The organism is Hydrogenophaga sp. (assembly GCF_031426985.1).
GTDB lineage: Bacteria > Pseudomonadota > Gammaproteobacteria > Burkholderiales > Burkholderiaceae_C > Hydrogenophaga.
On record NZ_JASJOY010000040.1, the window covers coordinates 59,454 to 77,058 of the forward strand.

At 66.0% G+C, this 17,605-nt stretch carries 15 protein-coding genes, 2 tRNA genes and 1 pseudogene; 6 read left to right on the plus strand and 12 right to left on the minus strand.

The annotated features are described in order from the left end of the window. The first annotated feature begins 9 nt into the window (after positions 1–9). The 3 genes from iolD to iolB all read left to right on the plus strand — a co-directional run bounded on the left by iolD (position 10) and on the right by iolB (position 3,698). The gene (gene iolD / locus RMP09_RS05310) at positions 10–1,887 is read left to right on the plus strand and encodes a 3D-(3,5/4)-trihydroxycyclohexane-1,2-dione acylhydrolase (decyclizing) (protein WP_310564963.1); all 1,878 of its coding nucleotides are present in this window, start codon (positions 10–12) and stop codon (positions 1,885–1,887) included. A 63-nt stretch (positions 1,888–1,950) separates the two neighbouring features. Next, positions 1,951–2,877, plus strand: coding sequence for a myo-inosose-2 dehydratase (iolE, locus tag RMP09_RS05315; RefSeq protein WP_310564964.1), 927 nt, complete (start codon positions 1,951–1,953; stop codon positions 2,875–2,877). Positions 2,878–2,894: 17 nt separating this feature from the next. Further along, positions 2,895–3,698, plus strand: a complete 804-nt coding sequence (gene iolB, locus RMP09_RS05320; protein ID WP_310564965.1) for a 5-deoxy-glucuronate isomerase — start codon at positions 2,895–2,897, stop codon at positions 3,696–3,698. Positions 3,699–3,839: 141 nt separating this feature from the next. Here the strand turns inward: iolB and RMP09_RS05325 are convergent, their stop codons facing one another. Beyond that, positions 3,840–4,058, minus strand: a complete 219-nt coding sequence (locus RMP09_RS05325; protein ID WP_310564966.1) for a hypothetical protein — start codon at positions 4,056–4,058, stop codon at positions 3,840–3,842. A gap of 242 nt (positions 4,059–4,300) precedes the next feature. Here RMP09_RS05325 and RMP09_RS24050 point away from each other — a divergent pair, with 242 nt between their 5' ends. Further along, on the plus strand, positions 4,301–4,489 hold the full coding sequence (locus tag RMP09_RS24050; RefSeq protein WP_409559686.1) for a hypothetical protein: 189 nt from the start codon (positions 4,301–4,303) through the stop codon (positions 4,487–4,489). On the opposite strand, the pseudogene RMP09_RS24055 reads toward RMP09_RS24050, so the two are convergent. The 8 genes and pseudogenes from RMP09_RS24055 to RMP09_RS05370 all read right to left on the minus strand — a co-directional run bounded on the left by RMP09_RS24055 (position 4,443) and on the right by RMP09_RS05370 (position 11,847). Further along, positions 4,443–5,700 (minus strand): annotated as a pseudogene (locus tag RMP09_RS24055) (tyrosine-type recombinase/integrase). The gene RMP09_RS24050 and the pseudogene RMP09_RS24055 overlap by 47 nt on opposite strands. A gap of 185 nt (positions 5,701–5,885) precedes the next feature. After that, positions 5,886–5,962: transfer RNA gene (locus RMP09_RS05340), tRNA-Arg, on the minus strand. Positions 5,963–6,024: 62 nt separating this feature from the next. Beyond that, positions 6,025–6,101: transfer RNA gene (locus tag RMP09_RS05345), tRNA-Pro, on the minus strand. 56 nt (positions 6,102–6,157) lie between these two features. After that, positions 6,158–7,417, minus strand: a complete 1,260-nt coding sequence (locus tag RMP09_RS05350; protein ID WP_310564969.1) for an acyl-CoA dehydrogenase family protein — start codon at positions 7,415–7,417, stop codon at positions 6,158–6,160. Positions 7,418–7,459: 42 nt separating this feature from the next. Further along, entirely contained in the window at positions 7,460–8,545 is a 1,086-nt protein-coding gene (locus tag RMP09_RS05355) for a phosphotransferase family protein (RefSeq protein WP_310564970.1), read from the minus strand. A gap of 34 nt (positions 8,546–8,579) precedes the next feature. Then, positions 8,580–9,299, minus strand: a complete 720-nt coding sequence (locus RMP09_RS05360) for a Crp/Fnr family transcriptional regulator (protein ID WP_310564971.1) — start codon at positions 9,297–9,299, stop codon at positions 8,580–8,582. Positions 9,300–9,543: 244 nt separating this feature from the next. Then, complete coding sequence (locus RMP09_RS05365; RefSeq protein WP_310564972.1) at positions 9,544–10,323, minus strand: oxepin-CoA hydrolase, alternative type; 780 nt, start codon at positions 10,321–10,323, stop codon at positions 9,544–9,546. A gap of 3 nt (positions 10,324–10,326) precedes the next feature. After that, complete coding sequence (locus tag RMP09_RS05370; protein ID WP_310564973.1) at positions 10,327–11,847, minus strand: 3-hydroxyacyl-CoA dehydrogenase; 1,521 nt, start codon at positions 11,845–11,847, stop codon at positions 10,327–10,329. A gap of 76 nt (positions 11,848–11,923) precedes the next feature. On the opposite strand from RMP09_RS05370, the gene RMP09_RS05375 reads away from it, so the two are divergent. Next, positions 11,924–14,050 carry a hypothetical protein gene (locus RMP09_RS05375; protein ID WP_310564974.1) on the plus strand — a complete coding sequence of 709 codons (2,127 nt, stop codon included), beginning with the start codon at positions 11,924–11,926 and terminating at the stop codon, positions 14,048–14,050. A 76-nt stretch (positions 14,051–14,126) separates the two neighbouring features. On the opposite strand, the gene RMP09_RS05380 is transcribed toward RMP09_RS05375, so the two are convergent. The 3 genes from RMP09_RS05380 to lexA form a co-directional block, all read right to left on the minus strand. Further along, positions 14,127–15,134 (minus strand): D-2-hydroxyacid dehydrogenase family protein, encoded by a 1,008-nt coding sequence (locus RMP09_RS05380; protein WP_310564975.1) that lies wholly within the window; start codon positions 15,132–15,134, stop codon positions 14,127–14,129. 117 nt (positions 15,135–15,251) lie between these two features. Then, a complete protein-coding gene (locus tag RMP09_RS05385; RefSeq protein WP_310564976.1) occupies positions 15,252–15,632 on the minus strand; it encodes a hypothetical protein in 381 nt (126 codons plus the stop codon). Positions 15,633–15,769: 137 nt separating this feature from the next. Then, positions 15,770–16,456 (minus strand): transcriptional repressor LexA, encoded by a 687-nt coding sequence (gene lexA / locus RMP09_RS05390; protein WP_310564977.1) that lies wholly within the window; start codon positions 16,454–16,456, stop codon positions 15,770–15,772. 117 nt (positions 16,457–16,573) lie between these two features. On the opposite strand from lexA, the gene RMP09_RS05395 reads away from it, so the two are divergent. Further along, on the plus strand, positions 16,574–17,554 hold the full coding sequence (locus RMP09_RS05395; protein WP_310564978.1) for an asparaginase: 981 nt from the start codon (positions 16,574–16,576) through the stop codon (positions 17,552–17,554). Positions 17,555–17,605 lie beyond the last annotated feature (51 nt).

Sequence of the window (17,605 nt, forward strand, 5' to 3'; positions counted from 1 at the left end):
ACCCAAGACATGAAAACCGTACGACTCACGATGGCGCAGGCGCTGGTGAAACACCTGGCCGCCCTGCGGATGGAGGTGGAGCACCTCGATGGCCACACCTCGATCGAACCCTATTGCGGCGGCGTGTTCACCATCTTCGGCCACGGCAACGTGGCCGGCCTGGGCGAGGCCCTGGTGGCCGAACGCGAGCGCCTGACCACCTACCGCGCCCACAACGAACAGACCATGGCGCACGCCGCCATCGCGTTCAGCAAGGCGCAGTTCCGTCAGCGCATCATGGCCGTGTCCACCAGCATCGGCCCGGGTGCGACCAACATGGTCACGGCCGCGGCCGTGGCCCACGTGAACCGCCTGCCGGTGCTGCTGCTGCCCGGTGACGTGTTCGCCACCCGCCGCCCCGACCCGGTGCTGCAGCAGATCGAGAGCTTCGGCCAGGGCGACGTCAGCGCCAGCGACTGCTTCCGCCCGGTCACGCGCTACTTCGACCGCCTGACCCGTCCCGAGCACATCCTCACCGCGCTACCGCGCGCGATCCAGATGATGACCGACCCGGCCAACTGCGGCCCGGCCTGCCTCTCGCTGCCGCAGGACGTGCAGGCCATGGCCTTCGACTGCCCCGAAGACTTCCTCAACCCCGGCGTGCTGCGTTTCCGCCGTCCGCCGGCGGACGAGCGCGAACTGGCCCACGCCGTCGCCCTGTTGCGCAGTGCGAAGCGCCCGCTCATCGTGGCCGGGGGCGGCGTGCTCTACAGCCAGGCCTGGGCCGCGCTGCGCGCCTTCGTCGAAACGCACGGCGTGCCCGTGGTCGAGTCGCACGGCGGCAAGAGCAGCCTGCCCTGGGACCACCCGCTCAACCTCGGCGCCATTGGCGTCGACGGCGTGTCCTGGGCCAACGACATGGCGCGCGAGGCCGACGTGGTGTTCGCCGTCGGCACCCGACTGCAGGACTTCACCACCGGTTCACACGCGCTGTTCCCGCAGGCGAAATTGCTGAGCCTGAACGTGCAGCCTTACGACGCCGGCAAGTGGAGCGGCACCGCCCTGGTGGCCGACGCCCGCGTGGGCCTGGGCCAGCTCGAAACCGGTCTGGCCGGCTGGGCCGCCGATACCGCCTGGACAGCCCGCGCACAACAGCAGGCCGCGGCCGCCAACGCCCGCATCACCGAGCTGACGACGAACGCGCCCAAGGACATGCTGCCCTACGACGCCGAGGTCATCGGCGCGGTGCGCGACTCGGCCACCGAGCTGGGCCTGGACAGCGGTATCCGTGACGTGGCCCTGTGTGCCGCCGGCACGCTGCCGGCCGAGCTGCACAAGCTCTGGCGCGCCAGCCTGCCGGGCAACTACCACATGGAGTACGGCTATTCGTGCATGGGTTACGAAGTGGCCGGCGGCCTGGGCGTGAAGATGGCCCGGCCCGAGCAGGAGTCCATCGTCCTGGTGGGCGACGGTTCCTACATGATGGCCAATTCCGAGCTGGCCACCTCGCTGCTGCTGGGCCAGAAGATGATCGTCGTGATCCTCGACAACCGGGGCTACGGCTGCATCGAACGCCTGCAGATCAAGACCGGCAGCCCGGGCTTCAACAACATGCTGGACGACTGCGTGCCCGAAGGCGGCGAGCGCAGCAGCATCGATTTCGCGATGCACGCCCGCTCCATGGGCGCCGACGCGGTCCACGTCAAGGACGTGGCCGAACTCAAAGCCGCCATGGTCAAGGCCCGCCAGGCCACGCGCACCCAGGTCATCGTGATCGACACCACCCACCACCGCACCACCGACGGCGGCTGCTGGTGGGAAGTCGCGGTGCCCGAGGTCTCGGGCCGCCGCGAGGTCAACGAGGCCCACGCCAACTACGTCAAGGCCCAGACGCAACAACGCATCTGATCCCGCTTTCGCTTTCTCGCTTTCTATTTCCCATCACAACATCCTTTCTCTGAGAGACACCCCATGAGCTGGAACGTCCGCATTGGCATCAACCCCCTGTCGTGGATGAACGACGACCTGCCGTCCCTGGGCGGCGAAACCCCGCTGGAAACCGCGCTGAAAGAAGGCAAGGAAATCGGCTACGAAGGCTTCGAGCTGGGCAACAAGTTTCCCAAGGACGGCCCGGGCCTCAAGGCCAAGCTCGACGAGTTCGGCCTGGCCTGCGTGTCGGGCTGGTACTCCGGTTTCCTGGCCGAGCTGGAGCCGGGCCAGACCAACGCCACCGCCGTGGCCGCCGAGATCGAGCGCTGCAAGGCCCACATGAGCAAGCTGCAGTACAACGGCGTGAAGGTCGTGGTCTACGGCGAATGCGCCGGCACCGTGCAGGGCCAGATCGACACGCCCGTGTCCAAGCGCCCCACCTTCGCCAATGACGCGTTGTGGCAGGCCTACGCCGAGCGCCTGAACGCCTTCGGCGAGCACCTGCTCCAGACCTATGGCATCCAGCTGGCCTACCACCACCACATGGGCGCTTACGTCGAGTCGCCCGCCGATGTGGACAAGCTGATGGCCCTGACCGACCCGGCCAAGGTCTTCCTGCTGTTCGACACCGGCCACGCCTACTTCGGCGGCGCCGCCACGCCGGTGGACCTGCTCAAGAAACACGTCAAGCGCGTGGTGCATGTGCACTGCAAGGACGTGCGCACCCCCGTGATCGCCCAGGCCCGCAACGACGGTTGGAGCTTTCTGAACGGCGTGATCAACGGCACCTTCACCGTGCCCGGCGACGGCAGCATCGACTACGCCGCCGTGCTCAAGACGCTCAAGGACAACGGCTACGAAGGCTGGCTGGTGGTCGAAGCCGAACAGGACCCGGCCGTGGCGCCGAGCTACCAGTACGCGAAGAAGGGTTACGACACCCTGCGCGGTCTGGTCAACGCCCTGAACTGATCCAACGGAGACGCAACATGGTCAGCCCATTGCTTGCCAAAGCCGCGCCCACCGGACGCGAGATCGTCAACGTCACACCCGAGCGTGCCGGCTGGACCCATGTGGGGTTTCGCGCCCTGCGCCTGGCGGCCGGCGAGTCCGATGCGCTGGACACCGGGGAGCGCGAGCTGTGCCTGGTGGTGCTCACCGGCACGGTGGACGTCACCATCGACGGTGAAACCCACGCCAACCTGGGCATCCGCAACAGCGTGTTCGACGAGGTGTCGCCGGCGGCGGTGTACGTGCCCTCCGGCAAGACGGTGCAGATCCGCGCCGTGCGGGCGGCCGAGGTGGCGTTGTGCAGCGCGCCGGACGACGCGCGCAACCGCAAGGTGAGCGTGCTGGACCCGGCCAAGATGAAGCGCAGCGTGCGCGGCAAGGGCACGAACACCCGCTACGTCTGCGACATCCTGCCGCACGATGACCCGACCGCGGCGCACCTGCTGGTGGTGGAGGTGATGACCCCGGCCAGCCATTCGAGCAGCTACCCGCCGCACAAGCACGACCAGGAAACCCCGCCGACCGAGACTTTGCTGGAAGAGACCTATTACCACCGGCTCAACCCGCCGCAGGGCTTTGCCTTCCAGCGGGTCTACACGGATGACCGCAGCCTGGACGAAGCCTGCGCGGTGGAAGACCACGACGTGGTGATGGTGCCGCGCGGCTACCACCCGGTGGTCGCGCCCCACGGCTACGACCTGTATTACCTCAACGTGATGGCGGGGCCGAACCGGTTCTGGGTGTTCAAGAACGACCCTCAACATGAATGGATGTTGAAGTAGGGATCACCCCCCCTGCGCCGCTGACGCGGCTTCCCCCCTCTCTGGCGCGCCTGCGGCGCTGGGAGGGGCGACGGCATCTGCGGCCCGGCGAAGCCGGTTCCGCGATGCCCCTGGAGTGCGGACTCGCACTCCGGAGAGGTGTCAGGCCAGCTCGTGCCGGTCGGCAGCGGCATACAAATCTTGCGCGAAGGCCGGGTCCGAAGACACCACGTCGTCGGCCATGGCGCGCAGTTGCTCGGCTTCTTCAAAGCGGGTCAGCGGGCGGGCCGGGGTGGCGTTGCGGGTGTCGAACCAGCCAGCGAACATCTCGCGGACGGTGGACAGGAAGTGGGCGGAATGGGAGAAGGTTGCAGTGCTCATGACACGCTCCAAACGACAACAGCGGTTTTGCTGCACTGCAGTATAGGGTTAACCCTATGTTTTGTGCTGGAGAGTTGCGCCTATTTCCCCGTGCATTTGTCCACCACGTCACGTTCTTGGGCCTGAGCCGGTCCTGATGCCCCCGCCAAAACCCGGCGCCAATGCTTCCCGCAGGTGCGCCACAAACGCCGTGACCGCGCGCTGTCGTCCCGACCAAGATTAAACGCAAGGCCGGTTTGCCCATGGGCGTTGCAGGCCTGTGGGCCATCAAGCACCTGGTCTCCGGTGAAGAAATAACGAGCTTCACCATGCTCACGGTGAACGCCGACGATCATGGGCTGGGCAAGCACTTTCACAAGCCTGGTGACGAGAGGCGAATGGTCGTCATCCTGCTGCCTTTCCGGCTGGCTTTCGCTTTGCAGGTGCATTGACATCTGTGCGCAGTCGTTCCAGGTAGTTGGCCCATTCATCCATCATCTCGCGGCGTTGCTCCATGAACTCGGCGCGGTCGTAGGCGGCTCCTAGCGGTCCTGACTTGCCGTGAGCGAGCTGCGCTTCGATGACGTCGGGGTGCATGTTCAGCGTTTCCACCATGATGGTCCTGGCCATGGCTCGGAAGCCGTGCGGCGTCATGTCGTCATTGCTGTAACCCATGCGCCTCAGCGCCACGCGCAGTGTGTTTTCGCTCATGGGGCGTTGTGCACTGACCAAGCTTGGGAACACGTAGGGCGAATGCCCGGTGAGCGGGAACAACTCGCGCAGCAGTGCGACAGCCTGAGAGGCCAGTGGAACGACATGTGGTCGGCCATTGAGCTTGCCGTAGACCGTGCGTTTCATCTTTGCCGCTGGGATGGTCCAGACGCGACCGTCAAGATTGACCTCGTTCCATTGCATGGCCCGCATGTTGCCCGGGCGCTGAAAGAGCAGGGCGGACAGGAGCAGGGCGGCACGTGTGACAGGCTGGCCGGAATAGTCGTGGATGGCCCGCATCAGCTCGCCGGCCTGTGCCGGTTCCAGAATGGCGGCCATGTGCTTGATGTTCAGCGGCTCCAGTGCGCCGTGAAGGTCGGGCGCGGGATTTCCGCTCGCAGCGGCCGGTAGCGACTCCATAGCGGAACACCTGGCCGGCGGTCTGGCGCAGGGTGTGTGCAGTTTCCCGTGCACCCCGCTTTTCAATCTTGCGGAGAGTGTTGAGCAGCATGGGGGCCGTGATCTCCGCTAGGGGAACAGGGCCAATCCAGGGGAACAAGTCCTTTTCCATGCGTTCGAGCCAGCGTTCCCCGTACTGTTTGCTCCATCCGCTGGCCTTGGTGGCATGCAACTCACGCGCGACTTCCTCGAAGCTGTTGGCCTCCAAAAGTTGGGCTTCCAGCCGCTCGATTTGCCGACGTTTGGACGGGTCCGAACCCGATTGCAAGGTCTGACGGGCGGCGTCACGCCCGCTGCGGGCTTGCTTCAGGGACACTGCAGGCTAGGTACCGAGCGCCAGGCGTTTTTCCTTGCTGGAGAAGTAGTACTTCCAGAACCAGCGCTTGGATCCGCTGGGAGAAATCTCCAGGTAGAGACCGCCGGCATCGGTCAGCCGGGCACGTGCCTTGCTCGGCGGGCATACGGCGGATTTGCAGGCGATGTCGGTCAACATAGGGGGAACAACTTTGGCCGAATGGCCAAAAAGGGTGGTTTGTTCCCCTAACTGTTCCCCTGTTTCGATCGAGCTGCAACGGGTCTGCCCGGAATCTTGCGGGACGCGAATTTCAATAAACTGTATTGAAATCAAAGTCTTGCAAGACAATCCGGGATCTCCTGGGACGTCTTGAAACTGATCAATGGCCTGCCCGGAGGGACTCGAACCCCCGACCTGCTGCTTAGAAGGCAGCTGCTCTATCCGGTTGAGCTACGGGCAGATGGTGCCGGTCTGCTGATACAAAAAAGGCCCACAGAGTGGGCCTTTTTGTTCTTCGATGAATGGTCGGAGCGGCGGGATTCGAACTCGCGACCCTCTGCTCCCAAAGCAGATGCGCTACCAGGCTGCGCTACGCTCCGACAAGCCGACGAGTATACCCCGTACGGAAGCCGTTTCGGGGCGGACCGCCCTGGAATCAGCAGCCACGGGTCACGGGCATCTCCACCTCGCCCTTGAGGGCGACGTGCTTGGCCAGTTCCAGCTTGGCGATGGCCACGCGGTGGACTTCATCCGGGCCGTCGGCCAGGCGCAGCGTGCGCTGGTTGGCGTAGCTGTAGGCCAGCGGGAAGTCGTCGCTGACGCCGCCGCCGCCGTGGGCCTGGATGGCCATGTCGATGATGTCGCAGGCCATGTTGGGTGCCACCACCTTGATCATGGCGATTTCGGCCTTGGCGACCTTGTTGCCGACGGTGTCCATCATGTAGGCGGCCTTGAGTGTGAGCAGGCGCGCCATTTCGATCCTGCAACGGGCGTCGGCGATGCGTTCGTGCCAGACCGACTGCGCGGAGATCGGCTTGCCGAAGGCCACGCGCTGGTTCAGCCGCTTGCACATCAGTTCGAGCGCGCGCTCGGCCGCGCCGATGGAGCGCATGCAGTGGTGGATGCGGCCGGGGCCGAGGCGGCCCTGGGCGATCTCGAAGCCGCGGCCTTCGCCCAGCAGCAGGTTGCTGGCCGGCACGCGCACGTTCTTGAGCAGCACTTCCATGTGGCCATGCGGTGCGTCGTCGTAGCCGAACACGCTCAGCGGGCGGACCACCGTCACGCCGGGGGTGCCGGCGGGCACGACGATCATGCTCTGCTGCGAATGGCGCGGCGCTTCGGGGTCGGTTTTGCCCATGACGATGTAGACCTTGCAGCGCGGGTCACCGGCGCCGGACGACCACCACTTGCGGCCGTTGAGTACGTAGTGGTCGCCGTCACGTTCGATGCGGCACTGGATGTTGGTCGCGTCCGACGAAGCCACCTCGGGTTCTGTCATCAGGAAGGCCGAGCGGATCTCCCCCTTGAGCAGGGGCTCCAGCCACTCGTCCTTGATCGCTTCGCTGGCGTAGCGCTCCAGCGTTTCCATGTTGCCGGTGTCGGGGGCCGAGCAGTTGAAGACCTCGGCCGCGAACGGCACACGACCCATGATCTCGCACATGGGGGCGTATTCCAGGTTGGACAGGCCCTCAGGCGCGCGCGGGCTGCGCGGCAGGAACAGGTTCCACAACCCGGCGGCGCGGGCCTTGGGCTTGAGTTCTTCGATGATGGTGGTCGGGATCCAGGCGTTGCCCGCTGCGCGGTTGGCAGCGATCTCGGCGAAGAAGCGCCCTTCGTTCGGATAGATGTGCTCGTCCATGAAAGCCAGCAGGCGCTGGCGCATGTCCTTGACCTTGTCGGTGTAATCGAAATTCATGGTGTTCCTCGGGTGGTGGGGTCTGTGTTGGGTGGAAAAGACTCAGGCCTGCTGCGCAAAACGCCAGGCCATTTCGGCCAGGGGGCGGGCGCCTGCGGCCGACGACACAGCCTGTGCGCTGGACGCGGTGCCCGCTTCCACACGCTTGGCAATGCCCTGCAGGATGGCGGCGAGGCGGAACAGGTTGTAGGCGAGGTAGAAGTTCCAGTCGGCCTTGAGCTGCTCGGGCGTGGCGAAGCCCGTGCGCTCGCAATAGCGGGCGATGTAGTCGGCCTCGGTGGGGATGCCCAGGGCCTGCACGTCCAGGCCGCCGATACCGCGGAAGGCGCCGGGCGGGATGTGCCAGGCCATGCAGTGGTAGCTGAAGTCGGCCAGCGGGTGGCCCAGGGTGGAGAGTTCCCAGTCCAGGATGGCCAGCACGCGCGGCTCGGTCGGGTGGAACATCAGGTTGTCCAGGCGGTAGTCGCCGTGCACGATGGAGACCAGCGATTCGTCGCGCGCCATGGCGGGAATGTGCTGCGGCAGCCATTCCATGAGCTTGTCCATCTCGGGGATGGGCTGGGTGACGGACGCCACGTATTGCTTGCTCCAGCGGCCGATCTGGCGCTCGAAGTAGTTGCCGGGTTTGCCGTAGTCAGACAGGCCGATGGAGGCGGGCCGCACCGTGTGCAACGCGGCCATGACGCGGTTCATCTCGTCGTAGATGGCGCCGCGTTGCTCGCGGCCGAGGTCGGGCAGCGACTGGTCCCACATCACCCGGCCTTCCACGCATTCCATGACGTAGAAGGCGCGGCCGATGACCGATTCGTCTTCGCACAGCACGTGCATCTGCGCCACCGGCACGCCGGTGCCGTGCAGCGCGCCCATGACGCGGAACTCTCGTTCGATGGCGTGGGCCGAGGGCAGCAGCTTGGCCACCGGGCCGGGCTTGGCGCGCATCACGTAGGCGCGTTGCGGCGTGATGAGCTTGTAGGTGGGGTTGGACTGCCCGCCCTTGAACATTTCCAACGACAGCGGACCGGTGAACCCGGTCATGTGCTGCTCCAGCCAGCGCTGGAGGGCCGGGGTGTCGACGGTGTGTTGGGCCGCCACCGGTCTCGTGCCGGTGAAGTTCTGTTGATCTGTCATGCGGTTACGAGGGTTGAGGGACGGCGGGGCGCCGTCAGGTTTCGGCTTCGGCGATGCGCATCAGCATGTCGCGGTTGCGCACCACCAGCCCGCCTTGCTCGATGCGGATCGCGTTCTCGCGCTCCATGGATTTGAGTTCCTGGTTCACCCGCTGGCGCGAGGCGCCCAGCAGCTGTGCCAGTTCTTCCTGCGCCAGTTGCAGACCGATGCGCATTTCGTTGCCGTCCGACAGGCAGGGCACGCCGTAGCTGCGCACCAGGTGCAGCAGCTGTTTGGCCAGGCGCGCGCGCAGCGGCAGGGTGTTGAGGTCCTCCACCAGTCCGAAGAGCGTGCGGATGCGCCGTGCCTGCAGGCGCATCAGCGCTTCGTAGAGCTCCACATGGGCAGCCAGGATCTTCTGGAAATCGTTGCGGGCCACGCACAGCAACGTGGTCGGTCCGTGCGCATAGGCGTCGTGCGTGCGCTGGTCGCCGTCGAACATCGCCACATCGCCAAACCACACGCCCGGCTCCACATAGGTCAGCGTGATCTGTTTGCCCGACAGCGAGGTCGAGCTCACGCGCACCGCGCCGCGCGCCACGGCCGTCCATTCGGACGGCGGGTCGCCGCGCGCGACGATCAGGTCGCCGTCCTTGAAACGCTTGACGTAGGCGCATCGGAGTATGTCGTGACGCAGTGAGGGTGAAAGGCTTGCGAACCAGCGACCACTGTTGATCGCCTCGCGTTCTTCCATTGTCAGAATCGGTTCGTCCATCGCATGTCTTTTGAGTGACTGGGTTTGCAAGGATTGTCACCACTGGGACGCCGTGGTGGCATCAGGGATAGTGCGGGGAACTGTCCCGCAGGTGTCGCGTCGGTGCTCCGTAAATGGGAGCGCGGGGCGCAGGTGATCCGGCGCCGGAACGCCCACCGCCGCACCAGTCCCCGGTTCAGCGAAAACCCGGGGAGCCTCCCCCCCGCCCTGGAGCAGCGGCCAGAGCTGCGCTGCCGTGCGCGGGTTAACGGTACAGCGGGGCGCGCTTGTCGAGGAAGGCCGCGATGCCTTCGCCTGCATTGGCGTGGTGCAGGTTGCGCACGAAGTGGTCGCGCTCGGAAGCCAGCTGGGCGTGCAGGCTGGTCCCCAGCGCTTCGTTGCCCAGTTCCTTGATGCTGGCCAGCGCATTGGGCGCACGCGCGTTCAAGCGCGCAGCCAGCGCCAGCGCATCGGTGAGCGCTTCGCCGGGCTGGCTCACCGTGTTGATGACGCCCATGGTCTGCAGTCGTTGGGCGTCGATGCGGTCGCCGCACATCAGCAGCTGCAGCGCGGTGGCGCGGGGCAGGGCGCGCAGCAGGCTCCAGGTGGCGCCGCCATCGGGCGAGAGGGCCACGTTGCTGTAGGCCATCACGAACACGCTGTTCTGCGCGGCCACCACCATGTCGCAGGCCAATGCCAGCGAGAAGCCCGCGCCGGCGCAGGACCCTTCCACCGCCGCGATCACCGGCTTGGGAAAGGCGCGGATGGTTTCGATCCAGTTGTGCAGGCTTTCGATGGACGCGGCCTGCACCCCGGGCGGCTGCTGGCGGTTGGCCAGCAGCCGCTGCAGATTGCCACCGGCGCAGAAATGGCTGCCTTCGCCGGTGATGACGACACTGCGCACCTCGGGGCTGCTCTCGGCCACGTTCAGGGCTTCGACACCCGCGGCATACATCTCGGGCCCGAGCGCGTTGCGGTGCTCGGGGTTGCTGATGGTCAGCACCATGGTCTGGCCATGGCTGTGGCTCTGGAGGCTGGCGGTCATGGCTCAGGCTTCTTCGTGTGAAAGGCTCAGGCCCAGCGCACCACGGCGGCGCAGCCAGGGGGAGGGACGGTAGCGCGGGTCGGCGTAGACCGTGCCCATGTTGAACAGGATCTCCAGCACGTTGGTCGGGCCGATGCGGTCGCCCATGGCCAGGGGCCCCATGGGGTAGCCCAGGCCCAGCGTGACCGCGACCTCCAGGTCCTTGGGCGAGCAGATGCCTTGCTGGCACATGTCGGCCGCGATGTTCACGATGGTGGCCACCACACGCTGTGTGACGAAACCGCCGCTGTCTTTGATCACGCTGACGGCTTTGCCGTCCTGGGCGAACAGGGCGCGTGCGGCGTCACGCATGTCGGGGCGGGTGGCGGGGTTGGTGGCCAGCACGCGGCGTTTGGTGGCGGCGTCGTCCAGCATCATGTCGATGCCCACGGTGCGCGTCGGGTCCAGGCGCTCGACCGCGGCCAGTGTCGTCACATCCAGCCCCAGCGGCGCCACCAGGATCAGCGCGGCGGCCGATGGCGCCTGCGCCGTCTCGATGCTGGCGCCCAGGTTCTTGAGCAACTGGTACAGCTCGGCCCGGCGCGCCGCCTTGGGCGACACCCACACCGGCGGAAGCTGATCCACCTGAGGGACCGCCGGCTCGGGCGGCACCACGGCAGCGCCGTTGTCATAGGCATAAAAACCTTCGCCCACCTTCTTGCCCACCACGCCGCCGGCCAGGCGCTGCGCGGTGATGACGCTGGGACGGTAACGCGGCTCGTCGTAGTACTGGCGGTAGATGGATTCCATCACCGGATGCGACACGTCCAGCGCCGTCAGGTCCATCAGCTCGAACGGGCCGAGCTTGAAGCCCATCTGGTCGCGCAGGATGCGGTCGATGGTCGCGAAATCGGCCACGCGCTCGCTGGCCACGCGCAGCGCCTCTGTGCCATAACCCCGACCGGCGTGGTTCACGATAAAGCCGGGCGTGTCTTGTGCCGATACCGGTGTATGGCCGAACTGGCGGGTGTAGTCCGTCAGTTGCTGGCAAACCGCCGCGCTGGTCTTGAGTCCCGCGATCACCTCCACCACCCGCATCAGGGGAACCGGATTGAAAAAATGGTAGCCCGCCAGCCGCTGGGGATGCTTCAGCGCGGCCCCGATGGCCGTGACCGACAGCGACGAGGTGTTGGTCGCCAGCACCGTCTGGCTTGGGACGATGGCCTCCAGATCGGTGAACAGGCGTTGCTTGACGTCCAGTTTCTCCACGATGGCTTCCACCACCAGATCGCAGCCCGCCAGGTCGCTCAGGTCAGAGGCGGTCGAGAGGTTCGCCAAGTACCTGTCCTGCTGGGCCGCTTCCAGCCGACCTTTGGCCAGCAGCTTGCTCCAGGTGTCGGCGAGAGCCGCGCGGGCCGCGTCGGCTGCGCCCGGTTGCAGGTCGAACAGACGCACGCGACTGCCCGCTTGCGAGGCCATTTGCGCAATGCCGCGCCCCATGGCTCCGGTACCGACGACACCCACGGTTTGAAATATGGATTGCATATGAAAGTATTAATTAAAAGGCAGTACTTGCAAGCTATGACAAAATGTTCCAACGAAGGAAAGAAGGGACTCTGACGTGCGCCACATCTGGGTTGGCTGTATTTTGCTATCAACCGCCGTTGGCGGTCAGGCGGCCACGCTCGGGCGCCACAGCGGCGCTGCGGTGATCGGTCGCCCGTTGGATGTTCGCGTTCAGGCCTTGCTGGGGCCCGATGAAGACCTGAATGCGCTGTGCGTGCAGTCAGACGTCTTCTATGGTGACACGCAGGTGTCACCGGGCGCGGTGCGCACGGTCGCTCAGAAATCGGCGCCCGACGCCGAAGCGTCCCTGCGCATCCGGGCGTCCGTGCCGATCGATGAGCCTGTCGTCACGCTCTATGTGCGTGCCGGCTGCAACGCACCGTTTTCTCGGCGGTATGTGTTGCTGGCCGATCCGGTCAGCGAACCTCAGTCGGCCGCCGCGCCGGCGGTCGGGGGCTCCTCGGCATTGCCTGCACGGGCACTGCCGTCGGCGAACGCCCTGTCTGCGCCCACCGCTGGCGGAGCCGCGGTCGCTGCGCCGTCCGGGGGGCAGGCTCCGGCGGCCAGCTCCGGTGCGGGCGTTACTGAGCCAGCACCGGCGAGGCCGGCCAAACCAGCGGTGGCGCCCGCGGTCAAGGACAAACCCGCCGGCGTAAAACCGCCCAAACAGGCCAAGCCGACCAGTCTCGTGCGCAAGCCTCCAGCGCCGGCCATGCCGCGCCTGGAACTGGATCCGGTCGATGTTGAGCTGACCCTCGACCGCGATCCTGTGCTCAAGATGTCGTTGTCCATGCTCAGCGAGCCCACTGCATCGGATGCAGAGCGCGCTGCGGCGGCCCGCTTGTGGAAGGCCATCAACGCCTCGCCCGAAGACATCTTGCGCGACAACCAGAAACTCGAAGGACTGGAGGCTGAGGCCAAGGGTCTGCGTGAGCAGGAGGCCCGCAGCAAGGCAACCCTCGAAGCGATGGAGAGCCAGCTGGAGCAATCCCGCTACATGAGCTGGCTGGTCTACGCGCTGGGCGCGTCCCTGCTCGCGGCGGTCTTGGCCCTGGCGTACCTCTGGCGCAAGCGCGGTTCTGCCGCCAGTGGCGACGACAGCGCGGTGCGCGCTTGGTGGGCGGCCGCCGAGGCCGAAAAACAAATGGAATCGGGCCTGGCCATGCCCAACGGCAAGGCCGGTGCGCAGGCGCTCGATCTGGACCTCGACCTCGACCTGGGGACGGCGGGGCAGGGGCGCCATTCGTCTTTCGACAGCATGCGGTCATTGCAAGACAGTGGCCTGGAAGCGGACAGCGCCCCGACGCCGTTGGCCGCCGACAACAAACGCGACTTCGCCGGCAGTCAAATGGGGGTGTCGCGTTCCGTGGCGACCGAAGAGCTGTTCGACGTGCAGCAGCAGGCCGACTTCTTCGTCTCGCTGGGCGAAAACGAACAAGCGATCCAGGTGCTCAAGAACCACCTGGCCGACAGCCAGGAGCCCAGCGCGCTGGCCTACCTTGATCTGTTCAAGCTCTACCACAAGCTGGGGCGCCGCGACGACTACAGCCGTCTGCGCGAAGACTTCAACCGCCTGTTCAATGCCGGTGCTCCGCCGTTTGACCAGTATTCCGACGAAAGCCGGGGTCTGGAAACCTACGAAAGCGCATTCAGCCGTATCCAGGCGCTGTGGCCCCAACCCAAGGTGCTCGACGTGATCGAGCGCTCGATCTTCCGTGAGCAGGGCGATGCCGACGCAGAGGTGTTCGATCTGGAGGCCTACCGCGAACTGCTGCTGTTGCACGCGATCGCCAAGGACATGATCAAGAAGCGCGAGGACACGGAGGGCCGACCGTCAGAAGATTTTCAGCACACGGCCATCAAGCCGCTGAAGGCAGCGGGCAACAAGGCTTTGGCGTCGGCCGTGGCGGCCAGCGTGGTCGCGGGGCGCGAGACCCAGCCCATGGACGTGATTCCGCACGCTTCGCCCCGGCTGGGCCTTGATGTGGATCTGGACGAACTGGTGGAAATCTCGGCGTTTGAAGCATCGTTGCCCGAGGTGCCAGCGCCTGTGCAGCCGACCGCCAAGCCCACACCAGGCCCTGGCGCGTCGCGAGACCTCGATGCGGGCAATCTGATCGATTTCGAGATGTTGGACTTCATGCCGCCCGATGACGATGAGCCGTCGGACAAGATAGGCTGAAGCCGCGCACACAAAAAAAGCGCCGGATTTGCCGGCGCTTTTTTTATGTGGTGTTCGGTGGTGTCGTGTGGCGCCGTCAGCGGCGCACCTGCAAGGCGCCAGGGTTGACGATGTTGGTGGGCGTGCCCTTGATGAAGTTGACGACGTTGTCAAAAGCCGCGGAGAACAGCGTTTCGTAGTTCTCCTGTTCCACATAGCCAATGTGGGGCGTGCAGATGCAGTTCTCCAATCTCAGCAGCGCGTGTCCTTGCAAGATGGGTTCGGATTCGAACACGTCGATGGCCGCCATACCCGGGCGGCCGCGGTTCAGCGCGGTCAGCAGGGCTTCAGGCTCGATCAGCTCGGCGCGCGAGGTGTTCACCAGTAGCGATGTGGGTTTCATGCAGGCCAGATCGTCCAGCGTGACGCATCCCGTGCTGGTTTCGCCCAGCCGCAGATGCAAGGACAGCACGTCGGATTGTTCAAACAGCTGCGCGCGGCTCTCGGCCACGGCGTAGCCATCTGCGTACGCGCTGGCTTGCGCGTCCTTGCTGCCCCAGACCAGCACATGCATGCCAAAGGCGCGCCCGTACGCTGCCACGAGTTTGCCGATGCGGCCATAGCTCCAGATGCCCAGGGTCTTGCCGTGCAACACCATGCCCAGTCCGAAGTTCACCGGCATGGAGGCGGCCTTGAGGCCGGACTGCTGCCAGGCGCCGTGCTTGAGGCTGGCCACGTACTGCGGGATGCGGCGCATCGAGGCCATGATCAACGACCAGGTCAGTTCGGCCGTGGACACGGCCGAACTGGTGCCTTCGCACACGGCGATGCCCCGTTCGGTGCAGGCCTGTACGTCGATGTGGGCGCCGATGCGACCGGTCTGCGCGATCAATTTCAGGCGCGGGAGTTTCTCCACCAACTGCCGTGGGATTGGCGTGCGTTCCCGGATGAGCACCAGCACGTCCGCATCGCGCAGCCGCACCGACAACTGCCCCACGCCTTTGACGGTGTTGGTGAAGACCTTGGCAGGGTAGGGTTCCAGTTTCTCGGCGCAGCGCAGCTTGCGGACGGCGTCCTGATAGTCATCAAGGATCACGATGTTCATGGGCACTATTGTGCCCGCAAGACCCTGCGCCACTGCCCCGCAGCAAGGCGGCCACTTCGCACGCTCGTGTGGGGGGCAGTGGCCGCCCGATCACGTGTTGCTACGCAACCCTTGGGGTCAGTGGTGGACCGCGCTCAGACCGGGTTCCTGTGCCGCGAGGCGCTCCAGTTCAGCGCACACGTCGGCGATGCTGCCCGAGAGGACCACACGCGTGTCGCCCCGCGCACCGTCGCCCTGGCCGTTGGTGGCGCGGACAATCCGAACCGCTGCCGTGCGGTGGGCACAAGGCTGCGGTCCTGGTGGGGCCGTACGACAGGTGGTGGAGGCTTCTGGTGCATCAGCTATGGCTGCGGATCGACCCAGCCAGCCGGCGCGGGTGAAACGCTGAGCAACCGATGTGAGCTTGTGTCGAGCGGATGTGGCCGGCGGCTGGGGCAACCAGCTGTCGATGAGCTGCAGCGGTGCGCTCCAGGTGTTGCGTTGGATGCGGATTCCCATGTGAAACTCCAAAAAGGGGTTGGACACAGGCAGGATTGAGATGAAAGCCTCCAGCGCAGGGATGTGCCAGCCCGGCGTGCACACGCCAGCTGCCAACCGCCCGCCACCCGCGCCGGTGGCACCGACCCGAGGCCGGGTCAGATCAGGAAACTGTTGCGGATAAGGCCCACAGCCAGCCCTTCGATTTCGAAGGGTTCGCCGGGCTCGACCAGGATGGTTTTGTAGTCCGGGTTTTCGGCGTGCAGCTCGATCTGGTTCTGCCGGCGCATGAAACGCTTGACGGTCACGTCGTCACCGAGACGGGCCACCACGATCTGGCCGTTCTTGGCTTCTTTGGTGGACTGCACGGCCAGCAGATCGCCGTCCATGATGCCGACGTCGCGCATCGACATGCCGCGCACGCGCAGCAAGTAGTCGGGCGTGCGCTGGAACAGACTGCGCTCGACGTGGTAGGTCTGGTCCACGTGCTCCTGCGCGAGGATGGGCGAGCCGGCGGCCACGCGGCCGACCAGCGGCAGCACCAGCTGCGACAAGCCCGGAATGGGCAGACCCATCTGGCGGCCCCGGGCGGCGTTGATGGACTGGAGGTCTTCGCTGCGCAGGCGGATGCCGCGGGAGGTGCCACTGACCAGTTCGATCACACCCTTGCGCGCCAGGGCCTGGAGATGCTCTTCAGCCGCGTTGGCCGACTTGAAGCCCAGTTCACTGGCGATCTCGGCCCGGGTGGGGGGCGCGCCGGTGCGGGCAATGGCGCTCTGGATCAGTTCCAGAATTTGTTGCTGGCGGGCGGTGAGCTTGGGCGGGAAAAAGGGCGAGTCGATCATGGGGACCTCGTGGACAATCGGCGAACCAGCGGTGCACAGGCTGCGTCTGCTGGATGTCTGTTCAACTGTTTTCTTATCCAGTGACTGTATTTTTGACCAGTTTCGGAGGTTTGGCAAGTGGGTGATGCAAAAACGCCGCTGAGGCGGGTGATCCTGGGCACGGGCGGCACGATCGCCGGGCGCGCCAGTCGGGCCGGCGACAACGTGGGCTATGTGGCCGGGCAGGTCAGCGCGCAGGACCTGATGGCGGCGGTGCCGCCGCTGGCCGGGTGGCCGCTGGAGGTGGAGCAGGTGGCGCAGATCGACAGCAAGGACATGGGGTTCGCGGTCTGGCAACGGCTGGCGGAGCGGGTGGCCCACCACCTGGCGCGCGAAGACGTGGCGGGGGTGGTCATCACCCATGGCACCGACACGCTGGAGGAGACAGCGTTTTTCCTGCACACCGTGCTGCGGCCCGGCAAACCGGTGGTGTTGACCTGCGCCATGCGGCCGTCCACCGCGCTGGTGCCCGACGGGCCACAGAACCTGCTGGATGCGGTGACCGTGGCCGGCGACCCCCGAGCCCGCGGTGTGCTGGCCGTGTGCGCCGGTGGTGTGCACGCCGCCGAGCACGTGACCAAGGTGCATTCCTACCGGGTGGATGCGTTCGATTCTGGCGACGCAGGCCCGTTGGGTTGTGTGGAAGAGGGTGTGGTGCGCTGGTTCCATGCACCGTCGGCGCAGTCCCAGGCCGAGGTTGTTGATGCCCGTCGCCTGGAGGCCGTGATGCAGGCGGGCGCCATGCCCCGGGTGGCCTGGATGACCAGCCACGCCGACGCCGATGGCACCCAGGTGCGCGCCATGCTGGCCTATGGTGCCATCCACCCGGAGGCCATGCCGCACGGCATGGTGGTGGCGGGGACGGGCAACGGGACGCTGCACCAGGCGCTGGAGGCTGCGTTGCTGGCGGCGCAGGCCCAGGGCGTGCAGGTGCGCCGGGGCACCCGTTGCGCGCGCGGTCGCGTGGTGCCCGGCGCCGCAGGGGCCCTGGAGGACACGCATGGCCTGGCGCCTGCCAAGGCGCGCATCGCGTTGGCGTTGGAACTGATGGGGCTTTGAGTCGGCGCCGCATGGCGCCAGCCGCCCAGAAAAAAGCCCGGCAGTGCCGGG